This is a genomic window from Pseudomonas sp. GW101-3H06 (assembly GCF_059424605.1).
The window spans coordinates 1,875,343-1,894,736 of sequence record NZ_JBWKZO010000001.1 but is presented as its reverse complement, the minus strand read 5'-3'; the positions used below and the strand labels follow the sequence as shown (position 1 = coordinate 1,894,736).

Below are 19,394 nucleotides of genomic sequence, written 5' to 3'. Positions count from 1 at the left end.
TGCTCATGGATGGCTCAAACGGGTCGCCCGGCGGATCGTCTACCCGATCAGCGGCATTACCTGAGTAAGCCGCTGCCCCGGCGACGATCTCGCCCAGCGTGTTGCTCACGGGCGTCGTCTACGGTGGAAAAAAGCCCTTTGCGATCAATGGCATCGAGTTCCACATTCGAGACAACTTGCCCTGCGAGCGATGCGTAACGGTTCTGAATCACCCAAGTGACAAAAAACCGTCACCAAATTTCCGTTACACGTCCCTCCCCTCCAGCACCTCTCCGCCCTATGTCGATAAATGGATCGGAACTTTTCCCAAGCCCTGATGAGCGCCCTAAAGCTCATAAATCAAGGGCTTCGCAATTGAACAATGTGCTGGATTTTTCAGCGCGCATAAGTTTTTTTCGGCATAAGTCTTATGAGAAATACTTCTTAGATTCTCTCCAGAATGTTCTTAGCTCTGTTGTTAAAAGCATGAAACGGTTTGCCTATAAATGTCGTCAAATAATTGGCGACTCATAAAGCGCCATCAGGAATCAGGGAGATGTACCCATGCGCCTTTTAACCCCCCTCTACACCGCCATTTTATTGGCCATGGCCTGCACCTCTCAGGCTCAAGCCATGTCATTGACCGAAGCGATCCAGAGCACCATTGCGACCCACCCTGAGCTGGCGTCGCGGGTGGACAGCCGTCTGTCGGCCGATGAGGACGTGAAGGTCGCCAAGGGGGGCTTTTATCCATCGGTTGACTTGAACGCCGCCTATGGACGCGGGTACAGCGATAACACCAATACGCGCGCGTTCGGCAATCACCACACGGAAATCCTCAACTACACGCAATCGGAACTGCGCCTGCGGCAGATGCTCTTCGATGGCTTCAATACCGCCAACGAGGTCGAGCGCACCAAGGGGGTAGTCAACTCTCGGGCGTACTACGCCCAAGGCACCGCCCAGGATCTGGCCCTGCGCACCATCGAGGTTTATCTCGAAGTGCTCAAGCGCCGTGAACTGGTGACACTGGCCAAGAACAACCTGCAAGCGCATTTGCGGGTCAACGACCAGATCGGCCTGCGTACCGAACGTGGCGTCGGCAGTAACGCCGACGCCGATCAGTCCACCGCTCGTCGGGCACTGGCGGAGAACAACCTCGACACCGCCGAGGTAGACCTGGCCGACGCCGAGTCAAACTTCTACGCCGTCGTCGGGCGCATGCCCGATGAACTTGAAACCCCGCCCTCTACCCGCGGCGAGCTGCCGGCCAGCCTGCCCGAAGCCCAGCAGAGCATGGTGGAAAACAATCCCTATCTGAAATCCGCCCAGGCCGACGTGCAATCGGCCGAGAGCCAGTACGAGGTTGCCAAGTCGCCGTTCTACCCACGTTTCGACGCAGAGGCCGCGGTGGGCGCGAACAACAACATCGCCGGCGAAGAGGGCCATGACAATGAATGGCGGGTCGGGGTGGTGATGAACTACAACCTGTTCCGCGGCGGCAGCGACAAGGCGCGCCTGCAATCCAATGCACACAAGATCAATCAGGCCATGGACATCCGCAACAACGCCCTGCGCCAACTCAACGAAAACATTCACCTGGCCTGGAACGCCATGGTCAACGCCAAGAAGCAAACCCCGACCGCCCGCGAATACGCCGAAACCAGTAAACGCGTGCGCTTGGCCTATCAGGATCAGTTCGGCCTCGGCCAACGCACCCTGCTCGACCTGCTGGACAGTGAAAACGAACTCTACAACGCCAATCGCCGCTACACCGAAGTGCGCTACACCGAAGAGTTTTCGATGTACCGGGTACTGGCGAACATGGGCCAGTTGTTGAGCAAGCAGCGGGTGGTGTTGCCCGCCGATGCGATCGCCCAGACCGATGTGAAAAACGAAGCGCGTTTGCCTGAACTGAAGTAGTGCGAGGGAGCGATCAATGTGACCAGCATGGAACCTGGCAACACCGGTGTCGATCCGCGCCTGAGCTTCGATGACCCACTGCTGGACGGTCTGTTGATTCTCTGCAAACTCCATGGCGCGACGGTCAGTCGCGCCAGCCTCAGTGCCGGGCTGCCAATGGCACACCAACGCCTGAGCCTGGACCTGCTGCCACGCGCAGCGGCCCGGGCCGGTTTGCAGGCGCGCCTGCTGCGCCGCGACCTCAAGGATATTTCCCCGCTCAACCTGCCCGTCATGCTGCTGCTCAACGATGGTCGCACCGCGGTGCTGCGCCGTCATGGCGAAGACGGCCGATTGTTGATCCTGCCCAGCGAAGCCGACGGCGGCGAACAATGGATCAGGACCGAAGAGCTTGAAAAGCATTACGCCGGCCAGGCCCTGTTCGCCCGTCCACGGCATGAACTCGAAGACCTGCGCTCGCCATTGGTGCCGCGGGTTCAGGCCTGGTTTCGCGACACACTGAAACTGTCGAAATGGTTGTACAGCGACGCGGTCCTGGCAAGCTTGCTGATCAATCTGCTGGGCCTGATGGTGCCGCTGTTCGTGATGCAGACCTACGACCGCGTGGTGCCCAACCAGGCCACTTCGACCCTGTGGGTGCTGTCCATTGGTTTGCTGATCGGCACCGTTTTCGAGTTGGTGCTGCGCGTGGTGCGTGCGCACTTGCTGGACACCGCCGGGAAGAAAACCGACGTGATCCTGTCGGCGACGCTGTTCGAACGCATCACAGGCATGGCAATGAAAGCGCGTCCGGCGACCATCGGCGGTTTTGCCCAGAGTATTCACGACTTCCAGGGCCTGCGGGAGTTTCTCACCGCCGTGACCCTCACCAGCTTGATCGACCTGCCCTTTGCCTTGCTGATGCTGCTGGTAATCGGTCTGCTCGGCGGTTGGCTGGTGGTGATTCCGATCCTGGCCTTTCCGATCACCATCATTTTCGCCATGGTGATTCAGGCGCGCCTGCGCGACACCGTGCAAAAAAGCCTGACCCTGGGGGCCGAACGCCAGGCCCTGCTGATCGAAACCCTCGGCGGCCTGGAAACCCTCAAGGCTTGCAGCGCCGAAAGCGAGCGCCAGCACAAATGGGAAAGCACCCACGGCGCCCTCACCCGCCTCGACAGTCACGCGCGTAACCTGGCGGCGCTGGCCACCAACGGCACCCTGTTCATCCAGCAGTTTTCCGGCATGGCAACCATCGTCGCCGGGGTCTACAGCATCATCGCCGGCAACCTCAGTGTCGGCGCGCTGGTGGCGACCTACATGCTCGGCAGCCGGGTACTGGCCCCGCTGGGGCAAATCGCCGGGTTGATTACCCGCTACCAGCAAGCGCAACTGACCATGAAGAGTACCGACGCCCTGATGTCCCTGCCTCAGGAACGGGACGCCCGGCAACGGCCGCTGGAGCGTACACAACTGCAAGGCGCGCTGGACGTGATCGGCGTGACGTTCAATTACAACGGCCAGAGCGCCCCGGCACTGGCCAATGTCAGCTTCAGCGTAAAACCCGGTGAACGGATCGGCATCATCGGCCGCAGCGGCTCGGGCAAAAGTACCCTGGCGCGCCTGGTGATGGGGTTCTACGAACCTGCGGAAGGCCAGTTGCTGCTCGATGGTCTGGACCTGCGGCAACTGGACGTCGCCGACCTGCGCCATCAGATCGGTTATGTCGCCCATGACCTGCCGCTGCTGGCCGGCAGCCTGCGCGACAACCTGACCCTCGGCGCGCGCTACATCAGCGACGCGCGCATGCTCGAAGTGGCGGAACTGACCGGCGTCACCGAACTGGCCCGGCAACATCCGCAAGGCTTCGACCGCCCCGTCGGCGAGCGCGGGCAACTGCTTTCCGGCGGCCAACGCCAGGCTGTGCTGCTGGCCCGGGCCTTGCTCCTGGATCCGCCGATCATGCTGCTCGACGAGCCCACCAGCGCCATGGACAACAGCAGCGAAGACGTTCTGCGGCAAAAACTCCACGGCTGGGTCCAGGGCAAAACCGTGCTGCTGGTGACCCACCGCACCTCGATGCTGAGCCTGGTGGATCGGCTGGTGGTGCTGGATAACGGACGGATCGTCGCCGACGGACCGAAAGAAGCGGTCATCGATGCACTGCGCAAGGGCCGCGTCGGCTCTGCGGCGGTCTAGGAGTAGCCCATGTCTGCTGATCAAGGTTCGCGCGGCTACTTCAAAAGTTTTAACAAAAGCGCCGAAGTTGAATTCATGCCGGAAACGGCCGGCGCCTCGCTGCAGGATTCTCCGCGCTGGTCACGGGTCACCGTGTGGCTGGCGGCAGCGCTGTTGATCAGCGCGCTGCTCTGGGCCAAGTTCGCCGTGTTGCAAGAAGTGACCATGGGCGAAGGCAAGGCCATTCCGTCGAGCAAGGTGCAAGTGATCCAGAACCTGGAGGGCGGCATCGTCACCGAGATCTTCGTGCGCGAAGGGCAGATGGTGAACAAGGGCGACACCCTGTTGCGCCTGGATGACACGCGCTACCAGTCGAACAAGGGCGAAAGCGAGGCCGATCGGTATGCACTGACCGCGCAGGTCGAGCGACTGTCGGCGGAAGCCGAAGGCCGGCCCTTCAAACTGTCGGAAGAAGTGATCGCCAAGGCGCCGCAAGTGGCCGAAGACGAACGCTCGCTGTACGAACAACGGCAACGTCGACTGGCCAGCGAACAGCGCACACTGAGTGAACAACTTCGGCAAAAAACCCAGGAGCTGGCGGAATTTCGCTCGAAAGCCGGGCAATACAGTTCAAGCCTGGCGCTGGTCAATCAGGAGATGGCCATGTCCGAGCCGCTGGTCAAGACGGGCGCCGTGTCGCCGGTGGAGATCCTGCGACTCAAGCGCAGCGCTGTGGAAATCCGCGGTTCGCTGAATGCCACCACCCTGGCGATTCCCCGGGCGGAATCGGCAATGGCCGAGATCAAAAGCAAGATCGACGAATCGGAACAAACCTTTCGCTCGGAAGCGGCCAAGGAGCTGAATGAGAAACGCACCGACCTGTCGAAAATCACGGCGTCGAGCATCGCCATCGACGACCGCGTGACCCGCACTACGGTGACCTCGCCGGTCAAGGGCATCATCAAAGTATTGAAGGTCAACACCATTGGCGGCGTGGTCCAGCCGGGCAGCGATATGGTGGAAATCGTCCCCCTGGAAGACAACCTGCTGATCGAGGCCAAAGTGCGGCCACAGGACGTGGCGTTCCTGCATCCCGGGCAAAAAGCCATGGTCAAGTTCACCGCCTACGACTACACGATCTATGGCGGCCTGAGCGCCAAGCTTGAGCTGATTGGTGCCGACACCATTACCGACGACAAGGGCAACAGCTTCTACCTGATCCAGGTGCGCACCGATAAAAACCATTTGGGCGGGGATGCAAAACCGCTGCTGATCATTCCGGGGATGGTGGCGACGGTGGATATCATTACCGGGGAGAAAACGGTATTGGATTATTTACTGAAACCGGTGCTCAAGGCGCGGACTGAGGCGATGCGCGAGCGGTAGTTTCGATCAGATATTTTGGGTGATTGTTCTATCGCTTTCGCGAGCAGGCTCGCTCCCACAATGGAATGCGATCAAATGTGGGAGCGAGCCTGCTCGCGAAGAGGTTCGCACAGGCAACGACTATTTCGGCCCATGATTACGCTGAAAAACCTCCTGCCCCATCGCCGTAATCTGCCCTTCGATCAACGCCTCGAACGGCTTGAGCAACGGCTCGAATGAAGCCGGCGCTTCCAGCGTCTGCAACGCTTGCACAATCGCCTCCACCGTCGACAAGGCTCCCGGCCCCGGTGCCTTGCGCAGCCGATAACGGGACACGCCGCCCTCGGCCAGGGTCACCCTCGGCAGCGCCGCCAGCCGTGGATTGAGGTGCAATATCTTGCGCGCCTTGCGCCAGGTGCCGTCCGGTACCACCAGCAGCAACGGCTCGTCGGATGCGCTGTAAGCTTGCATCGGCTGCGCATCGTCGCCGGGAAACAGCAAACGCGCCTGGTACCCCGACTGATTCAACAACCTCGGCAAATCTTCGAATACCTCGCCGACGATCAACTCGGCATTGTTCAAGCCCAACGCCGCCAGCCGTGCGGTGTTCAACGCATGATTCACTTCGCTGGGATGTTGCAAGAGCAAGACTCGGGTGCGGCTATCGAGGCTGGGAATCAGTGGGCACAGGCAATGGCTTTGCGGACGCAGGCAGCGCGGGCATTGAATTCTGGACATCGTCTTAAACCTGATTGAGCTGCGCTTTGAGCAGATCGCGGAAAGTCTGGATCAGCGGCTCGCGGCTGCGGCCCCGGCGTACGATCATCGAAAACGGTGCCTGATAACCGAAGGTCGCCGGCAACAGCACACGCAAGTCGCCCTTGTCGGCCCAGGCCTGGGCGTAGTGCTCCGGCAAGTAACCGATGTAGGCGCCGGACAGCACCAGAATCAGCTGCGCCTCCATACTCTCCACCGTTGCGGCGCTGTGCTTGAAGCCATGGCGGGCCAGTTCAGCCTGGCTCCAGTAACCACGACCGACCATGCGCTGCTGGGTGATGACCTGCTCGGGAATGCGCCGCTCGTTGAACAGCGGATGCCGCGTGCTGCAATACAACCAGTGCTGCTCGCGGTACAGCGGCATGTACACCAGACCGCTCATGCGCGTGGAGAACGCGCCGATGGCCAGGTCGAGGCGGTTGTCCTGCACGCCCAGTTGCAGTTCGTAGGGGCTCATCACCGACAAATGCAAATGCACAGCCGGGTGTTCCTGGCTGTAGGCGCCGATGGCTTCGGCGAACGGCAAGGCCTTGTCGCTGACGGTGGAGTCGATCACCCCCAGGTTCAACGTTCCGCGCAATTCGCCCTTGAGCGCTGCTGCGTATTGTTCGAAGCCTTCCAACTCGGCCAATAGACGCAGGGTTTCCTGATGGAACAGCTCGCCCTTGCTGGTCAGGCTGAAACCGCCGCGGCCGCGATGGCACAGCACCAGGCCCAGCGCCGACTCGAGCTGGCTCATGTAGGTGCTGATGGCCGAGGTCGAGAGGTTGAGTTCTTGCTGGGCGTTGGCGAATCCCTGATGACGCACCACGCTGACGAAAATGCGCAATAGTTTCAGGTCGGGTAAAGCGTTGGCCATGGGGGCTCCGATTACAAGGTAGCGCGCGATGCTCCTGGCGATGGAGATCAACTGTGGGAGCGGGCTTGCTCGCTCCCACATGGGGTGCTGCATTCAACAACTGACAAGTCTATCTCCGTCACCCCCATTAGTTTAGAAAAATCTGAACTAAGTATTTGCCCGTAGCGATTCTTCCAGGCCACTACATTTCGCAGAATCGGCCCACAGCGGTGCCTGCGTCTGCCCGACCTGCGCAACCGACATAAATAAAACAACGACGATGAGGCCCTACCCGTGGACAAGATTCTTCACCAACCACTGGGCGGCAACGAAATGCCGCGTTTCGGCGGCATCGCCACCATGCTGCGACTCCCCCATGTTCCTACCGCTGCCGGCCTGGACGCTGCCTTTGTTGGCGTGCCCCTGGACATCGGTACCTCGCTGCGCCCCGGCACCCGTTTCGGGCCACGTGACATCCGCGCCGAATCGGTCATGATCCGCCCGTACAACATGGCGACCGGTGCGGCGCCGTTCGACTCGCTGTCGGTTGCCGACATCGGCGACGTGGCGATCAACACCTTCAACCTGCTGGATGCCGTACGGATCATCGAAGAGTCCTACGACAACATCCTCGAACACGATGTAATCCCCCTGACGTTGGGCGGCGACCACACCATCACCCTGCCGATCCTGCGTGCCATTCATAAAAAGCACGGCAAGGTCGGCCTGGTGCACATCGACGCCCACGCCGATGTGAACGATCACATGTTCGGCGAGAAAATCGCCCACGGCACCACCTTCCGTCGCGCTGTCGAAGAAGGCTTGATCGATCCGGACCGCGTGGTACAAATCGGCCTGCGTGCCCAGGGCTATACCGCTGACGACTTCAACTGGAGCCGCAACCAGGGCTTCCGCGTGGTGCAGGCCGAAGAGTGCTGGCACAAATCCCTGGCGCCGTTGATGGCTGAAGTGCGCGAGAAAGTCGGTGGGGGCCCGGTGTACCTGAGCTTCGACATCGACGGTATCGACCCGGCATGGGCACCAGGTACCGGAACCCCGGAAATCGGTGGTCTGACGACCATTCAGGCGATCGAGATCGTTCGTGGCTGCCAAGGCCTCGACCTGATCGGTTGCGATCTGGTAGAAGTCTCGCCCGCTTACGACACCACCGGTAACACCTCGCTGCTGGCCGCCAACCTGCTGTACGAAATGCTCTGCGTACTGCCTGGCGTGGTTCACCGCTGAGGATCGGTCATGAACGAACGTGATCAGGTTTTGAAAGCGGCTGCCGATCTGGTGTCCGCCTTCGCCCGAAACGATCGCGAAGCCTACTTCGGCGCGTTCAGCGCCGATGCCAGCTTCGTTTTCCACACCCTCGAACAACCCCTGTTGTCGCGCGACGCCTACCAGGCGTTGTGGGACAGCTGGTGTGCCGAGGATGGCTTCGAGGTGCTGTCGTGCACGTCGAGCAACGCTTTCGTCAGCGTGCAGGGTGACATGGCGATTTTCATCCATGACGTGGCCACCGAGCTGCGCATGCAAGGGGAGCAACACTTCAGCCAGGAGCGCGAGACGATTGTTTTCAAGAAACAAGCGTCTGGCCAAGAACAACAAGGCCTGTGGCTGGCCTGTCACGAACATTTGTCCGCTATGCCGGAAGGGCTGCCAACCCCTTAGCCAAACAGGTGACGCTCACACACGATGAGCGCGCCTTTATGATCGGAGCAGATCATGAATAACAACAACAACGAAAAAAGCCTTAGCAGCATCGAAACAAACGGGGTCGAACAGATCCCCGACAATGAACGCGACGCCCGGCCCAGTGACCTCTTTCGCTTGATCTTCGGCGGCGCGAACACCTTCGCCACCGCCGTACTCGGCAGCTTCCCGGTACTGTTCGGCCTGTCGTTCCAGGCGGGCGTCTGGGCGATTGTGCTGGGTGTGGTGCTCGGTGCATTGATTCTGGCGCCAATGGGCTTGTTCGGCCCTATCAACGGCACCAACAACGCGGTGTCCTCCGGCGCGCACTTCGGCGTACACGGGCGCATCGTCGGCTCTTTTCTGTCGCTGTTGACCGCTATCGCGTTTTTCTCGCTCTCCGTCTGGAGCTCGGGTGATGCACTGGTGGGGGGTGCCAAACGCCTGATCAATTTGCCGGAAACCGATCTGACCCTGGGCCTGGCCTACGGCCTGTTCGCGCTGCTGGTTTTGACCGTGTGCATCTACGGCTTCCGCTTCATGCTGTGGGTCAACCGCATTGCGGTGTGGGCGGCCAGCCTGCTGTTCCTGCTGGGCATTTTCGCCTTTGCTCCGGCTTTCGACAGTCAGTACGCCGGCACGGTGGCCATGGGGCAGGCCGGTTTCTGGGCAGCCTTTATCGGTGCTGCGCTGGTGGCCATGAGCAACCCGATTTCCTTCGGCGCATTCCTTGGCGACTGGTCGCGCTACATTCCGCGTGAGACGCCCAAAGGCCGAATCATGCTGTCGGTTATCGCGGCGCAACTCGCCACCTTGATCCCGTTCCTGTTCGGCCTCGCCACCGCCACTATCGTGGCGATCAAAGCGCCGGACTACATCGCGGCCAACAACTATGTCGGTGGTCTGCTGGCCGTATCGCCGAGCTGGTTCTTCCTGCCGGTGTGCCTGATCGCGGTAATCGGCGGCATGTCCACGGGCACCACCTCGCTCTATGGCACCGGGCTGGACATGTCCAGCGTGTTTCCACGGGTGCTGTCACGGGTCAAGGCCACGCTGCTGATCGGTGTGATGTCGATTGCCTTCATCTTCATCGGCCGCTTCGCAGCGAACCTGGTGCAGAGCGTGTCGACCTTCGCCGTGCTGATCATCACCTGCACGACCCCATGGATGGTGATCATGATCATCGGCCTGCTGGTGCGTCGCGGCTTCTACTGCCCGGATGACTTGCAAGTGTTCACCCGCGGCGAAAAAGGTGGCCGCTACTGGTTCACCCACGGCTGGAACTGGCGTGGACTGGGTGCCTGGATCCCGAGCGCGGCCGTCGGCCTGTGCTTCGTGAACCTGCCGGGGCAGTTCGTCGGACCACTGGGCGAACTGGCCGGCGGTATCGACATCAGTCTGCCGGTGACCCTGAGCCTTGCCTCGGTGGTGTACCTGGTATTGCTGAGCCTGTTCCCGGAATCGACTGCGGTGTTCGGCCCGAATGATCCACGCAGCAAGAGCACGGATTCGCTCGTTAAACCGGCGATGCGACAAGTCGCCTGAAATACCTGTGGGAGCGAGCAGGCTCGCTCCCACAAAGAGCAGCCCCACAGAAACGTCTTAGTTTCACCATAAAAAAGACAATCGGAGACACGCCATCATGGCTTTGGATTTATTCGTCGTACTCATCTACGCCGCCGCGATGCTGATACTTGGCTACTACGGCATGCGCAAGGCCAAGACCAACGAAGACTTTTTGGTTGCCGGTCGTAACCTCGGCCCGAGCCTGTACATGGGCACCATGGCGGCCACCGTCCTCGGCGGCGCGTCCACCGTAGGCACCGTGCGCCTGGGCTACGTGCATGGCATCTCCGGCTTCTGGCTCTGCGCCGCACTGGGTTGCGGGATCGTGGCGCTGAACCTGTTTCTGGCCAAGCCGCTGTTGAAACTGAAGATCTACACCGTTACCCAGGTGCTGGAGAAACGCTACAACCCGATGGCCCGCTCTGCGAGCGCGGTGATCATGCTGGCGTATGCACTGATGATCGGCGTGACCTCGATCCTGGCGATCGGCACCGTACTGCAAGTGCTGTTCGGCCTGCCGTTCTGGATCTCGGTACTGCTCGGTGGTGGCGTGGTGGTGATCTACTCGGCCATTGGCGGCATGTGGTCGCTGACCCTGACCGACATCGTCCAGTTCGTGATCAAGACCGTTGGCCTGATGTTCATCCTGTTGCCAATCTGCCTGTACCGCGTCGGCGGCTGGGACGAACTGGTGTTGAAACTGCCGGCGGCGAGCTTCAGCTTCACCACCATCGGTTGGGACACCATCATCACCTACTTCATGATCTACTTCTTCGGCATCCTGATCGGTCAGGACATCTGGCAACGGGTGTTCACCGTCAAGACCGCCAAAGTGGCTCAGGTCGCCGGTACGTTCGCCGGTGTCTACTGCATCCTCTACGGCCTGGCCTGCGCCCTGATCGGCATGGCCGCTCACGTGCTGATCCCGGATCTGGACAACGTAAATAATGCTTTCGCCGCCATCGTGAAGCTGTCCCTGCCGGACGGTGTCCGTGGCCTGGTCATCGCAGCCGCACTGGCTGCCATGATGTCCACCGCCAGCGCCGGCCTGCTCGCCGCCGCTACCACCCTGACCGAAGACCTGCTGCCGAAACTGCGTGGCGGTAAACAGTCGAGCCTGGGCCTCAACCGTGTCGTCACTATGCTGACCGGTGTTGTGGTGCTCGGCATCGCCCTGGTGGTGAACGACGTGATCAGCGCCCTGACCCTGGCCTACAACCTGTTGGTGGGCGGCATGCTGATTCCGCTGATCGGTGCGATCTTCTGGAAACGCGCCACCACCGCCGGCGCCATCGCCAGCATGGGCATGGGCTTCGCCACCGCCCTGCTGTTCATGGTCAAGGACGGTCTGGATGCCAACACCCCGATCTACTACAGCCTGGCTGTAGGTCTGGTGAGCTTCGTGGTGATCAGTCTGATGTCCCGTCGCCCGGCAGTGGTGGCCAGCGCCGCCTAAGCTGAACATAACAACTTGATGCTTTCTTCGACGGGTGTGGCACGGGGGTGTCCTCCCTTATTTCCTGCACCGCAGGAAATAAGGGAGGACACCCCCGTGCCACACCCGTTTTTTTTCGTCTGGAGGAAAGTTTTGATGAAGATTGTTTCTCGCGATCAATGGTTCGAGGTCAAGCAACTCAGCGACGGCATCCGCCTGATTCACGAGCCTTACATCCGCCCTTTCTACCGCTGCAACCTTTGGCATATTCAGGGCCGTGACAAGGATCTGCTGCTGGACAGCGGTTCCGGGCTCGTCAGCCTGCGCGAGCAATTGCCGTGGATCACCGAGCGGCCCCTGGTAGCGGTGGCCAGCCACTGCCATTTCGACCACATTGCCGGTCATCACGAATTTTCCGAACGCCTGGTACACCCGGCCGAAGCGCAGATCCTGGCTGCCCCTGACGGTGAAAACGATTTGAGCCGGGCATTTGTCGGCGACGACATGTTCGAGGCGCACCCCGATTGTCCATTGTGCTACGCCGAGTATCGGGTCAAGGCTGCCCCGGCAACGGGCTTGATCGAAGAAGGCGATGTACTGGACCTGGGCGACCGGGTTCTGCAAGTGCTGCACACGCCGGGACACTCGCCGGGCGGCATCAGCCTGTACGAAGCCGCGACCGAGACCCTGTTCAGCGGCGACATCATCTACGACGGGCCGCTGATCGAGGACGCCTACCACTCCAACCTCGATGACTACGCTCGCAGCCTGCAACGCTTGCGCGCCCTGCCGATCCGCACGGTGCATGGCGGGCATTTCGACAGTTTTTCCGGGGATCATCTACGCCACATGATTGACGAGTGGCAACGCTCACACGGCTGAAGCCTGCTGTACTCAAGCCCAGGGCCAATAAAACAACAACGCCCTTGAAGAGTCATCATGAACAAAGCCGCCATTCGCGCCGCCGTGCACCGCTACATCAGCCGCCTGCTGGAGGGTCAGGATGACTTCGACGACGACGCCAGTCTGGCGCAGTTGGGATTGGATAAAACGGATATCGAAGAGCTGATCTTCCATCTGGAAGATGAACTCGGCTTGACGGCGTTTACCGCCGAGGAAGACCGGATGCTCAAGACGGCCAGGACGGCGAATGACTTGAGCCGGTTTTTGATGGAGATTGGGCGGCATTGAAACCACACGCCATCACCGCCGCTACACCCTCTGTGACGAGGGAGCTTGCTCACGTTCGAGGGCGAAGCCCGCGCAAACCTGTCCAAGCGCCACAAATGAAACCGTGCAATGAAGAGGGGCCGCTTCGCAGCCCCGCGGGAGCAAGCTCCCTCGCCACAAAAGCACCCTCTCCCAACGCTTGTTCGCTTACCGGCGACGCTGCTGGCGTCGGCGTTGTTCGTCGTCGGTGCGAATTGGCACAGGTTGCAGAGGCGGTTCGATCAAACCGAGCGCGACACCCAGGTCATGCAGCCAGTTTTGGATTTTCTCTTTCATGATGCCCCCTTCAGGGTAGTGCCGAGCGACCGGAATTCTGTAGCCGCTTCGAACTGATAATAGTCCGAAGTCCTGAGCAATGCTCGCCCAAAGTGGCAATGATCTGTTACTGAATGGCTCACAATCCGACCGCATTAAATCATGCAATCGCCCGGGCTGGAATTTGCGCCGACGGATAGAGCGCCCGCTGCTCCTCGATCCACGCATTCAGGTTGGCCCCGGCCATGCCCTTGCGCCACATCAGCCAGGTCGTGGCCGTGGCAAACGGCTCAGGCAGAGGATGGACCGTCACACTTTCGCGGCCCGGCAGGCTGGCAAGCATTGACTCCGACATCAATGCCACGCCGGAACCGGCAATCACACAGGCGAGCATCCCCGGATAGGATTCGATCTCAATCGCCCGTCCCATGACCGCGTGGTCCCGGGAGTACCAGGATTCCAGGCGCATCCTGTAGGAACAGCCCTGGCGAAAGGTGAATACCGAACGCCCTTCCACGTCCCGCGCGCTGAGTACCGGCGGATGATCCGCCTCGCTGATCAGCACCAGCCGTTCCTCGCACAGCAACACACCATCGAGCATGGCCAGTTCGGGTGGACCGTCCACCAGCGCCGCATCGAGCCGGCCGGTGAGCAAACCTTCCAGCAATTCACCGCTGGGTCCGGACTGCACTTGCAAATTCACCGCCGGGTAACGCTTGTGGTAGCGCGCCAACAACGCCGGGAGGTGAATGGCGGCGGTGCTGTACATGGTGCCGAGCACGAAGTCGCCGGCCGGTTGTCCACCCTGCACCGCGGCATGGGCTTCATCGTGCAACGCGAACAGCTTGGCGGTGTAATCCAGCAGGACTTTTCCCGCAGGCGACAACTGCAAACGCTGACGCTCGCGAACGAACAGTTCGACCCCCAACTGTTCCTCCAGCTGCTTGAGCCGGGTCGACAGGTTGGACGGCACGCGGTGCAGGCGCTCGGCGGCGCGGGTGATGGACTCCTCTTGCGCCACCGCCTGGAAAATCCGCAACTGGCTGAACTCCATGACATTCTCCAAACAAGAACAAGTGGCTCACTATTGTTCTTTTTCAAAGAATGTCAATTCATCCGAGCGCGAAGGTGCTCAGGGCTGCCCAAGTGCTCTGCGCAACCGGCGACGTACCCACTGCTCAGCGCTGACAAAGGTGATGCCCAGCAGCACCAGCACCGCGCCCATGACAAAGTTCAGGGTCAGTTTTTCCCCCAGCAACACCACCCCAAACGTAACGCCAAACAACGGCGTCATGAACGAAAACACCGCCAGGTTTGCCGCCAGATACCGGCGCAGTAACCAGAACCAGATCAGGTAGCTGAAGAACGACACCACCACGCCTTGAAACAGCACACTGGCAATCGCCACGCCGGTCAAACTGACGTGGGTGATCTGTCCGCTGAGCAGCGCGATCAACAACAGACCGATGAAGCCGACGATCAACTGATAGAACAGCGTCAGGGTCACCGGCGCCTCCGACAATCGCGAAGCCCGCACCACCACCGTGGTCGCGCCCCACGCCGCACCGGCCAGCACGCCCAGCGCATCGCCCATCAACATCCGGTAATCGAGGTTGTCCCAGGACAGGCCACCGGCAAACGCAATGGCGATCCCGACGAACGCGAGGAAAATTCCCAGCCATTGCACAGGCCGCAAACGCTCGCTCGGCAATAGCCAGTGCACACCCAGCGCGGTGAAAATCGGTGCGGTGTAGAGGAATACCGACATGTGCGCGGCCGTGGTCAATTGCAGGCCTTCGGAAATGAAGAAGAACTCCAGACCGAACAAGGCGCCGGCCAACAAGCCACCTCGCCAGGTTGCACCGACCTGATTCCAACCGCCCCTCCAGCAGATCAGCAACCCCACCAGCAACGCAGACATGCCGGAACGCGCGGCCGCCTGCATGACTGGGGCAATGTCGGGCGCGGCCCACTTGATCATCACCTGCTGAACACCCCAGACCAGGCACAACCCCAACATCACTTGCAGGGCAAATCCATCGGCGCTACGCCGGGTGGCGCTCACCGGAAAACCTCGACAACGACACAATCCATGGCAGTGACTCGGCAGTAAAAACAAAACCCCGGCGCATGGCCGGGGCGAAAAAACATTCTATCGATTATTAACCAGATGGGCAGAAATTGCCCCTGTATGTGCTGCCCCAGGGGACGAAGATCAGCTCAATTCAATTCGATCAGCATGAATGACAATCTGGCCATTCTTGTACAGCGCACCGATGGCCTTCTTGAAGTTGCCTTTGCTGACGCCGAACATGCTACTGATTACGGTCGGGTCGCTCTTGTCGCTGACCGGCAGGGTGCCGTTGTTCTCGCGCAACTTGGCGAGGATCTTCGAGTTCAGGCTGGAGGCCGCTTCCTGGCCGACCGGTTGCAGACTCAGGCTGATTTTACCATCGGCACGAACTTCCTTGATGAAGCCTTTCTCTTCCTTGCCCGCACGCATGAACTTGAAGATTTCGTTCTTGTGAATCAGGCCCCAGTGCTTGTTGTTGATGATTGCCTTGAAACCCATGTCGGTGGCTTCGGCAACCAGCAAGTCGACCTCCTGGCCCGGAGTGTAGTTGGCCGGGGTCTTGTCCAGATAGCGGTCCAGGCGCGCCGTCGCGGTGATGCGACGGGTGTGTTTGTCGAGATAGACATGCACCACTGCGTATTCGCCGGCCGTCATCTGGCGCTTTTCTTCCGAAAACGGCAGCAATAGATCCTTTGGCAACCCCCAATCGAGGAACACACCAATACTGTTGACTTCAACAACTTTCAAACTGGCAAATTCACCGACTTGAACTTTCGGTTTTTCAGTCGTCGCGATAAGTTTGTCATCGCTGTCCAGATAAACAAAAACATTGAGCCAGTCTTCATCTTCGCTGGGAATATCTTTTGGAATATAACGATTAGGCAAAAGAATTTCGCCATCCGCGCCACCGTCCAGATATAAACCGAAGTTAGTGTGTTTAACCACTTGCAAACTGTTGTAACGCCCGACTAAAGCCATGTCCAATACCCTCATTGCATGGGCGGCATTCTACCCGGTTTTGCGGGCCGCGTTCGGCGGCCAGCCCACCGGCGCGAGAAATTCCTCTGCAGGCCTTGATTTTCCTGGGTTTACCGTGAGAGTCCCGCCGCTCGTCAGACCGCCCCGAGGATTTTCATCGTTGCCGACCCAGCACGGCATCCTGTTTTTGCGGACCACGTTTTTATTTAAAACAGCGACTTAGAGGCAATTATCTAATAATAATCCGCTCATTATCTCCATCCCCCTCGGTCATCCAGAGGATAATTACCAAGCAAATTGCAGGTAATTGCTGTACGATGCATGGCCAAGTTAATTTTCTACAGGTTAATGGCCGCCATGCGCGTAAAAGCATCCACCAGCAAAGCAAAGCCAGCTCCAGCCGTCGAAACCAGCGAATCGATCAACAACCAGATTGCTGCGTTCCTCAAATCCGGCGGTGAAATCCAGCAAATTGCCAAGGGCGTCAGCGGCCAGACGTTCGGCCCGTCCAAGCAGATCACCCTGGGCAAAAAATAAAAGCCCAAAAGTAATACCTCGCATCACCTGGTCCACAAGCGCTTTGAGCTTCGAAGCGCTTGGACTGGAACCCTCCCCCGCAACACCTCCCCCAAAAGACATGTACAGAAACAACGCCACAGTGCGCCGTCTATTGATCGGCTGAACTGCCGGGCTCATCCTGCGTTCACATGAGAATCAGTCCCCGAAGCCAGGCTTTCGCAAGGATTCGCCCATGTCCCGCAGGTTGAAACAGCTCGCTTTCGTGCTCACCGTGACGCTCGCTCTCGGCGCGTGCAGCCGTATGGGCCTGGCCTACCGCAACCTCGACGTAATCATCCCCTGGACGCTCAGCGATTACCTGGACATGAACGGCGAGCAAAAAGGCTGGTTGAACGAACGCCTCAAGGAGCACCTGACCTGGCACTGCACCACACAACTGCCAGGCTATCTGGACTGGCTGGATCGCTTGCAGACTATGGTCGCGACCAATCAGGTCACCGATGCCGCATTGCAAGCCCGCACCGAAGAAGCCGAACAGGCGATCGCCGAGACCGCGCGGGAAATCACCCCGTCCGCCATTGAATTGCTGCAAGGACTGGATGACCAGCAGGTCGCCGAAATGAACGAGGCCTTCGCCAATGACCAACGCAAACGCCAGGCGCTGTATCTCAAGCCGTCCCTTGATCAGCAGATCAAGGACCGAGGTGAACGCATGGAAAAACGCCTGGATGCCTGGCTCGGGCCACTCGCTCCCCCTCAGCAACAACGCGTCGTGGCGTGGTCCAACGCTCTGGGTGACCAGAATACGCAGTGGCTCGCCAACCGCGTCCACTGGCAGAAGCAATTCAGTGCGGCTGTTGCGCAACGTCACAGCCCCGAATTTCCACAGCGAATCGAGACACTTCTGGTGAATCGAGAGCGCTTGTGGACACCGGCCTACCGCGAAGCCTTCGCCAAAACCGAGGCCCAGGCGCGTTCACTGTTCGTGGACTTGATGGCGCAAAGCACGCCGCAGCAACGTGAGCGGTTGCTGACGAAAATCGAGGGAGTGCGAAAGGACTTCAGTGATTTGAAGTGTCTGAAGGCTGCACAACGAGGTTAAGCACAACATGGATCTAATGTGGGAGCGAGCCTGCTCGCGAAGCGGTTTTCCATTCAGAATCAATGTTGAATGGAATGCCCTCTTCGCGAGCAGGCTCGCTCCCACAAGGGGTACTTGTGGTTCTCAAGCAATCTGCGCCTTGGAAGCCACTTCATCAAACGTCATTTCATCCAGAGCATCTTCCTGCTCATCCAGCACCTGGCGCGGATGCTCATTACCGGGAATGCTGCCGTCGATCAGGCTCAATAACCTCGAACCGCGCATCGTCAAAATGTAATTGGAACCCGTACCCCCCTGATCCTCGGGCCGGGGTTCGATATAGCCTCGCGCCAACAGCAATTTTTCATACTCACCAGCCACAGCTTTCAAATGGTCGAGGTTTTCAGTGACCTCGCCTTCGGCTGTTTTGGCCGCCACGTATTGTTCAGCATAAGGCCGTGGCGTGAAGCTGGCTTCGCCGCGCTGCACTTCGTGCAATAAACGCTCAATCAGATCCCAGTTATAAGTCGTCATCCTGATTCAACCTCCGATGCCCGAGAGTGAGAGGGCTTCATAGGTTGTGACCGGCGTGGTCGGTAGCCGTTCAGCTCAGGTCCTTGCTACGACCGACCGGCGGTATGTCGAATTACCCCAGGGCCAAACGACTAGGCTGTGTAAGTCCCCTCCCAGCCCCACGCAGGAGAAATCACCATGAACATTCAGAATCATCCCGTCGTGTCCCGGGAAGAATGGCTCGCCGCCCGCAAACAGCACTTGGCACATGAAAAGGCCTTCACCAAGGAACGGGACAGACTCAGCGCCGAACGCCGCGCCCTGCCCTGGGTGAAAATCGACAAGGACTATCACTTCCAGGGGCCGCAAGGCGAACTGAAACTCGCCGACCTGTTCGGTGGCCGCAGCCAATTGATCATTTACCACTTCATGTTCGCCGAAGGTTGGGACGAGGGCTGCCCCGGTTGCTCGTTCCTCTGCGACCACCTTGACGGCGCCAATCAGCACCTGGCTCACCACGACGTGGCAGTAGTGGCGGTTTCCCACGCCCCGTTCGCCGAATTCCAGGCCTTCAAACGGCGCATGGGCTGGAAATTTGACTGGGTGTCATCTGAAGGCTGCGACTTCAACTACGACTTTGGCGTCTCGGCCCGAGCCGAAGACGTTGTCGCCGGCAAAGCCACCTACAACTATGAAAAGACCGACGGCTCCGAAGAAGAACTGCCAGGGCTCAGCGTGTTTTATCGCAATGAAGCCGGTGAGATTTTTCATACTTACTCGACCTACGCCCGTGGTCTGGACCTGCTGGTCGGTGCCTACAACTACCTGGACCTGACGCCCAAAGGACGCAATGAGGAGGAAATCATGGAGTGGGTAAGGCATCACGACAAGTATGAGGACGCGGTGAAATCCAGTTGCTGTCATGGCGAATAAACTGGGCGCACCGCAGGCGCTTTGTGGGAGCGGGCTTGCTCGCTCCCACAGTTGATACGTGGTGTTTTCAAAC

General features: G+C 59.5%; 19 protein-coding genes. 12 read left to right on the top strand and 7 right to left on the bottom strand.

Annotation, left to right across the window (positions count from 1 at the left end; genetic code table 11):
- Positions 1-543 precede the first annotated feature (543 nt).
- From AC07ZE_RS08705 to AC07ZE_RS08695, 3 genes are read left to right on the top strand one after another with little or no spacing between them, the layout of a single operon-like run.
- Positions 544-1,902 carry a TolC family outer membrane protein gene (locus AC07ZE_RS08705; RefSeq protein ID WP_207263390.1) on the top strand — a complete coding sequence of 453 codons (1,359 nt, stop codon included), beginning with the start codon at positions 544-546 and terminating at the stop codon, positions 1,900-1,902.
- An 18-nt stretch (positions 1,903-1,920) separates the two neighbouring features.
- On the top strand, positions 1,921-4,080 hold the full coding sequence (locus AC07ZE_RS08700) for a type I secretion system permease/ATPase (protein ID WP_207263389.1): 2,160 nt from the start codon (positions 1,921-1,923) through the stop codon (positions 4,078-4,080).
- Positions 4,081-4,089: 9 nt separating this feature from the next.
- Positions 4,090-5,445 carry an HlyD family type I secretion periplasmic adaptor subunit gene (locus tag AC07ZE_RS08695; RefSeq protein ID WP_095196415.1) on the top strand — a complete coding sequence of 452 codons (1,356 nt, stop codon included), beginning with the start codon at positions 4,090-4,092 and terminating at the stop codon, positions 5,443-5,445.
- 120 nt (positions 5,446-5,565) lie between these two features.
- Here AC07ZE_RS08695 and AC07ZE_RS08690 read toward each other — a convergent pair whose 3' ends face one another.
- Together AC07ZE_RS08690 and AC07ZE_RS08685 are read right to left on the bottom strand one after the other, a co-directional pair.
- Entirely contained in the window at positions 5,566-6,162 is a 597-nt protein-coding gene (locus AC07ZE_RS08690) for a tRNA-uridine aminocarboxypropyltransferase (RefSeq protein WP_207263386.1), read from the bottom strand.
- Positions 6,163-6,166: 4 nt separating this feature from the next.
- On the bottom strand, positions 6,167-7,060 hold the full coding sequence (locus AC07ZE_RS08685; RefSeq protein ID WP_095196413.1) for a LysR family transcriptional regulator: 894 nt from the start codon (positions 7,058-7,060) through the stop codon (positions 6,167-6,169).
- Between the two features lie 273 nt (positions 7,061-7,333).
- On the opposite strand from AC07ZE_RS08685, the gene speB reads away from it, so the two are divergent.
- The 6 genes from speB (at position 7,334) to AC07ZE_RS08655 (ending at position 12,929) form a co-directional block, all read left to right on the top strand.
- A complete protein-coding gene (gene speB / locus AC07ZE_RS08680; RefSeq protein WP_056853080.1) occupies positions 7,334-8,284 on the top strand; it encodes an agmatinase in 951 nt (316 codons plus the stop codon).
- 9 nt (positions 8,285-8,293) lie between these two features.
- Positions 8,294-8,716 carry a YybH family protein gene (locus AC07ZE_RS08675; protein ID WP_207263384.1) on the top strand — a complete coding sequence of 141 codons (423 nt, stop codon included), beginning with the start codon at positions 8,294-8,296 and terminating at the stop codon, positions 8,714-8,716.
- Between the two features lie 54 nt (positions 8,717-8,770).
- The gene (locus tag AC07ZE_RS08670; RefSeq protein WP_207263382.1) at positions 8,771-10,282 is read left to right on the top strand and encodes a purine-cytosine permease family protein; all 1,512 of its coding nucleotides are present in this window, start codon (positions 8,771-8,773) and stop codon (positions 10,280-10,282) included.
- Positions 10,283-10,379: 97 nt separating this feature from the next.
- The gene (locus tag AC07ZE_RS08665) at positions 10,380-11,759 is read left to right on the top strand and encodes a sodium:solute symporter family protein (protein ID WP_207263380.1); all 1,380 of its coding nucleotides are present in this window, start codon (positions 10,380-10,382) and stop codon (positions 11,757-11,759) included.
- A 135-nt stretch (positions 11,760-11,894) separates the two neighbouring features.
- Positions 11,895-12,620 (top strand): MBL fold metallo-hydrolase, encoded by a 726-nt coding sequence (locus AC07ZE_RS08660; protein WP_207263378.1) that lies wholly within the window; start codon positions 11,895-11,897, stop codon positions 12,618-12,620.
- A gap of 57 nt (positions 12,621-12,677) precedes the next feature.
- The gene (locus AC07ZE_RS08655; RefSeq protein WP_207263376.1) at positions 12,678-12,929 is read left to right on the top strand and encodes an acyl carrier protein; all 252 of its coding nucleotides are present in this window, start codon (positions 12,678-12,680) and stop codon (positions 12,927-12,929) included.
- A gap of 186 nt (positions 12,930-13,115) precedes the next feature.
- Here the strand turns inward: AC07ZE_RS08655 and AC07ZE_RS08650 are convergent, their stop codons facing one another.
- The 4 genes from AC07ZE_RS08650 to AC07ZE_RS08635 form a co-directional block, all read right to left on the bottom strand.
- On the bottom strand, positions 13,116-13,244 hold the full coding sequence (locus AC07ZE_RS08650) for a PA1414 family protein (protein ID WP_007914492.1): 129 nt from the start codon (positions 13,242-13,244) through the stop codon (positions 13,116-13,118).
- Positions 13,245-13,383: 139 nt separating this feature from the next.
- The gene (gene ptrR, locus AC07ZE_RS08645; RefSeq protein ID WP_207263374.1) at positions 13,384-14,277 is read right to left on the bottom strand and encodes a putrescine utilization regulator PtrR; all 894 of its coding nucleotides are present in this window, start codon (positions 14,275-14,277) and stop codon (positions 13,384-13,386) included.
- A gap of 78 nt (positions 14,278-14,355) precedes the next feature.
- The gene (locus AC07ZE_RS08640) at positions 14,356-15,288 is read right to left on the bottom strand and encodes a DMT family transporter (RefSeq protein ID WP_207263372.1); all 933 of its coding nucleotides are present in this window, start codon (positions 15,286-15,288) and stop codon (positions 14,356-14,358) included.
- A gap of 150 nt (positions 15,289-15,438) precedes the next feature.
- The gene (locus tag AC07ZE_RS08635; protein WP_207263370.1) at positions 15,439-16,275 is read right to left on the bottom strand and encodes a CvfB family protein; all 837 of its coding nucleotides are present in this window, start codon (positions 16,273-16,275) and stop codon (positions 15,439-15,441) included.
- Between the two features lie 348 nt (positions 16,276-16,623).
- Between AC07ZE_RS08635 and AC07ZE_RS08630 the strand changes: the two genes are divergently transcribed.
- The gene (locus tag AC07ZE_RS08630) at positions 16,624-16,812 is read left to right on the top strand and encodes a PFL_1563 family small protein (protein ID WP_028621608.1); all 189 of its coding nucleotides are present in this window, start codon (positions 16,624-16,626) and stop codon (positions 16,810-16,812) included.
- A 214-nt stretch (positions 16,813-17,026) separates the two neighbouring features.
- A complete protein-coding gene (locus tag AC07ZE_RS08625; RefSeq protein ID WP_207263368.1) occupies positions 17,027-17,896 on the top strand; it encodes a DUF6279 family lipoprotein in 870 nt (289 codons plus the stop codon).
- Positions 17,897-18,019: 123 nt separating this feature from the next.
- Here the strand turns inward: AC07ZE_RS08625 and AC07ZE_RS08620 are convergent, their stop codons facing one another.
- Positions 18,020-18,409 (bottom strand): transcriptional regulator, encoded by a 390-nt coding sequence (locus AC07ZE_RS08620; RefSeq protein ID WP_207263366.1) that lies wholly within the window; start codon positions 18,407-18,409, stop codon positions 18,020-18,022.
- Between the two features lie 177 nt (positions 18,410-18,586).
- Between AC07ZE_RS08620 and AC07ZE_RS08615 the strand changes: the two genes are divergently transcribed.
- Positions 18,587-19,321 (top strand): DUF899 domain-containing protein, encoded by a 735-nt coding sequence (locus AC07ZE_RS08615; protein ID WP_207263364.1) that lies wholly within the window; start codon positions 18,587-18,589, stop codon positions 19,319-19,321.
- The last annotated feature ends 73 nt before the right edge of the window (positions 19,322-19,394 follow it).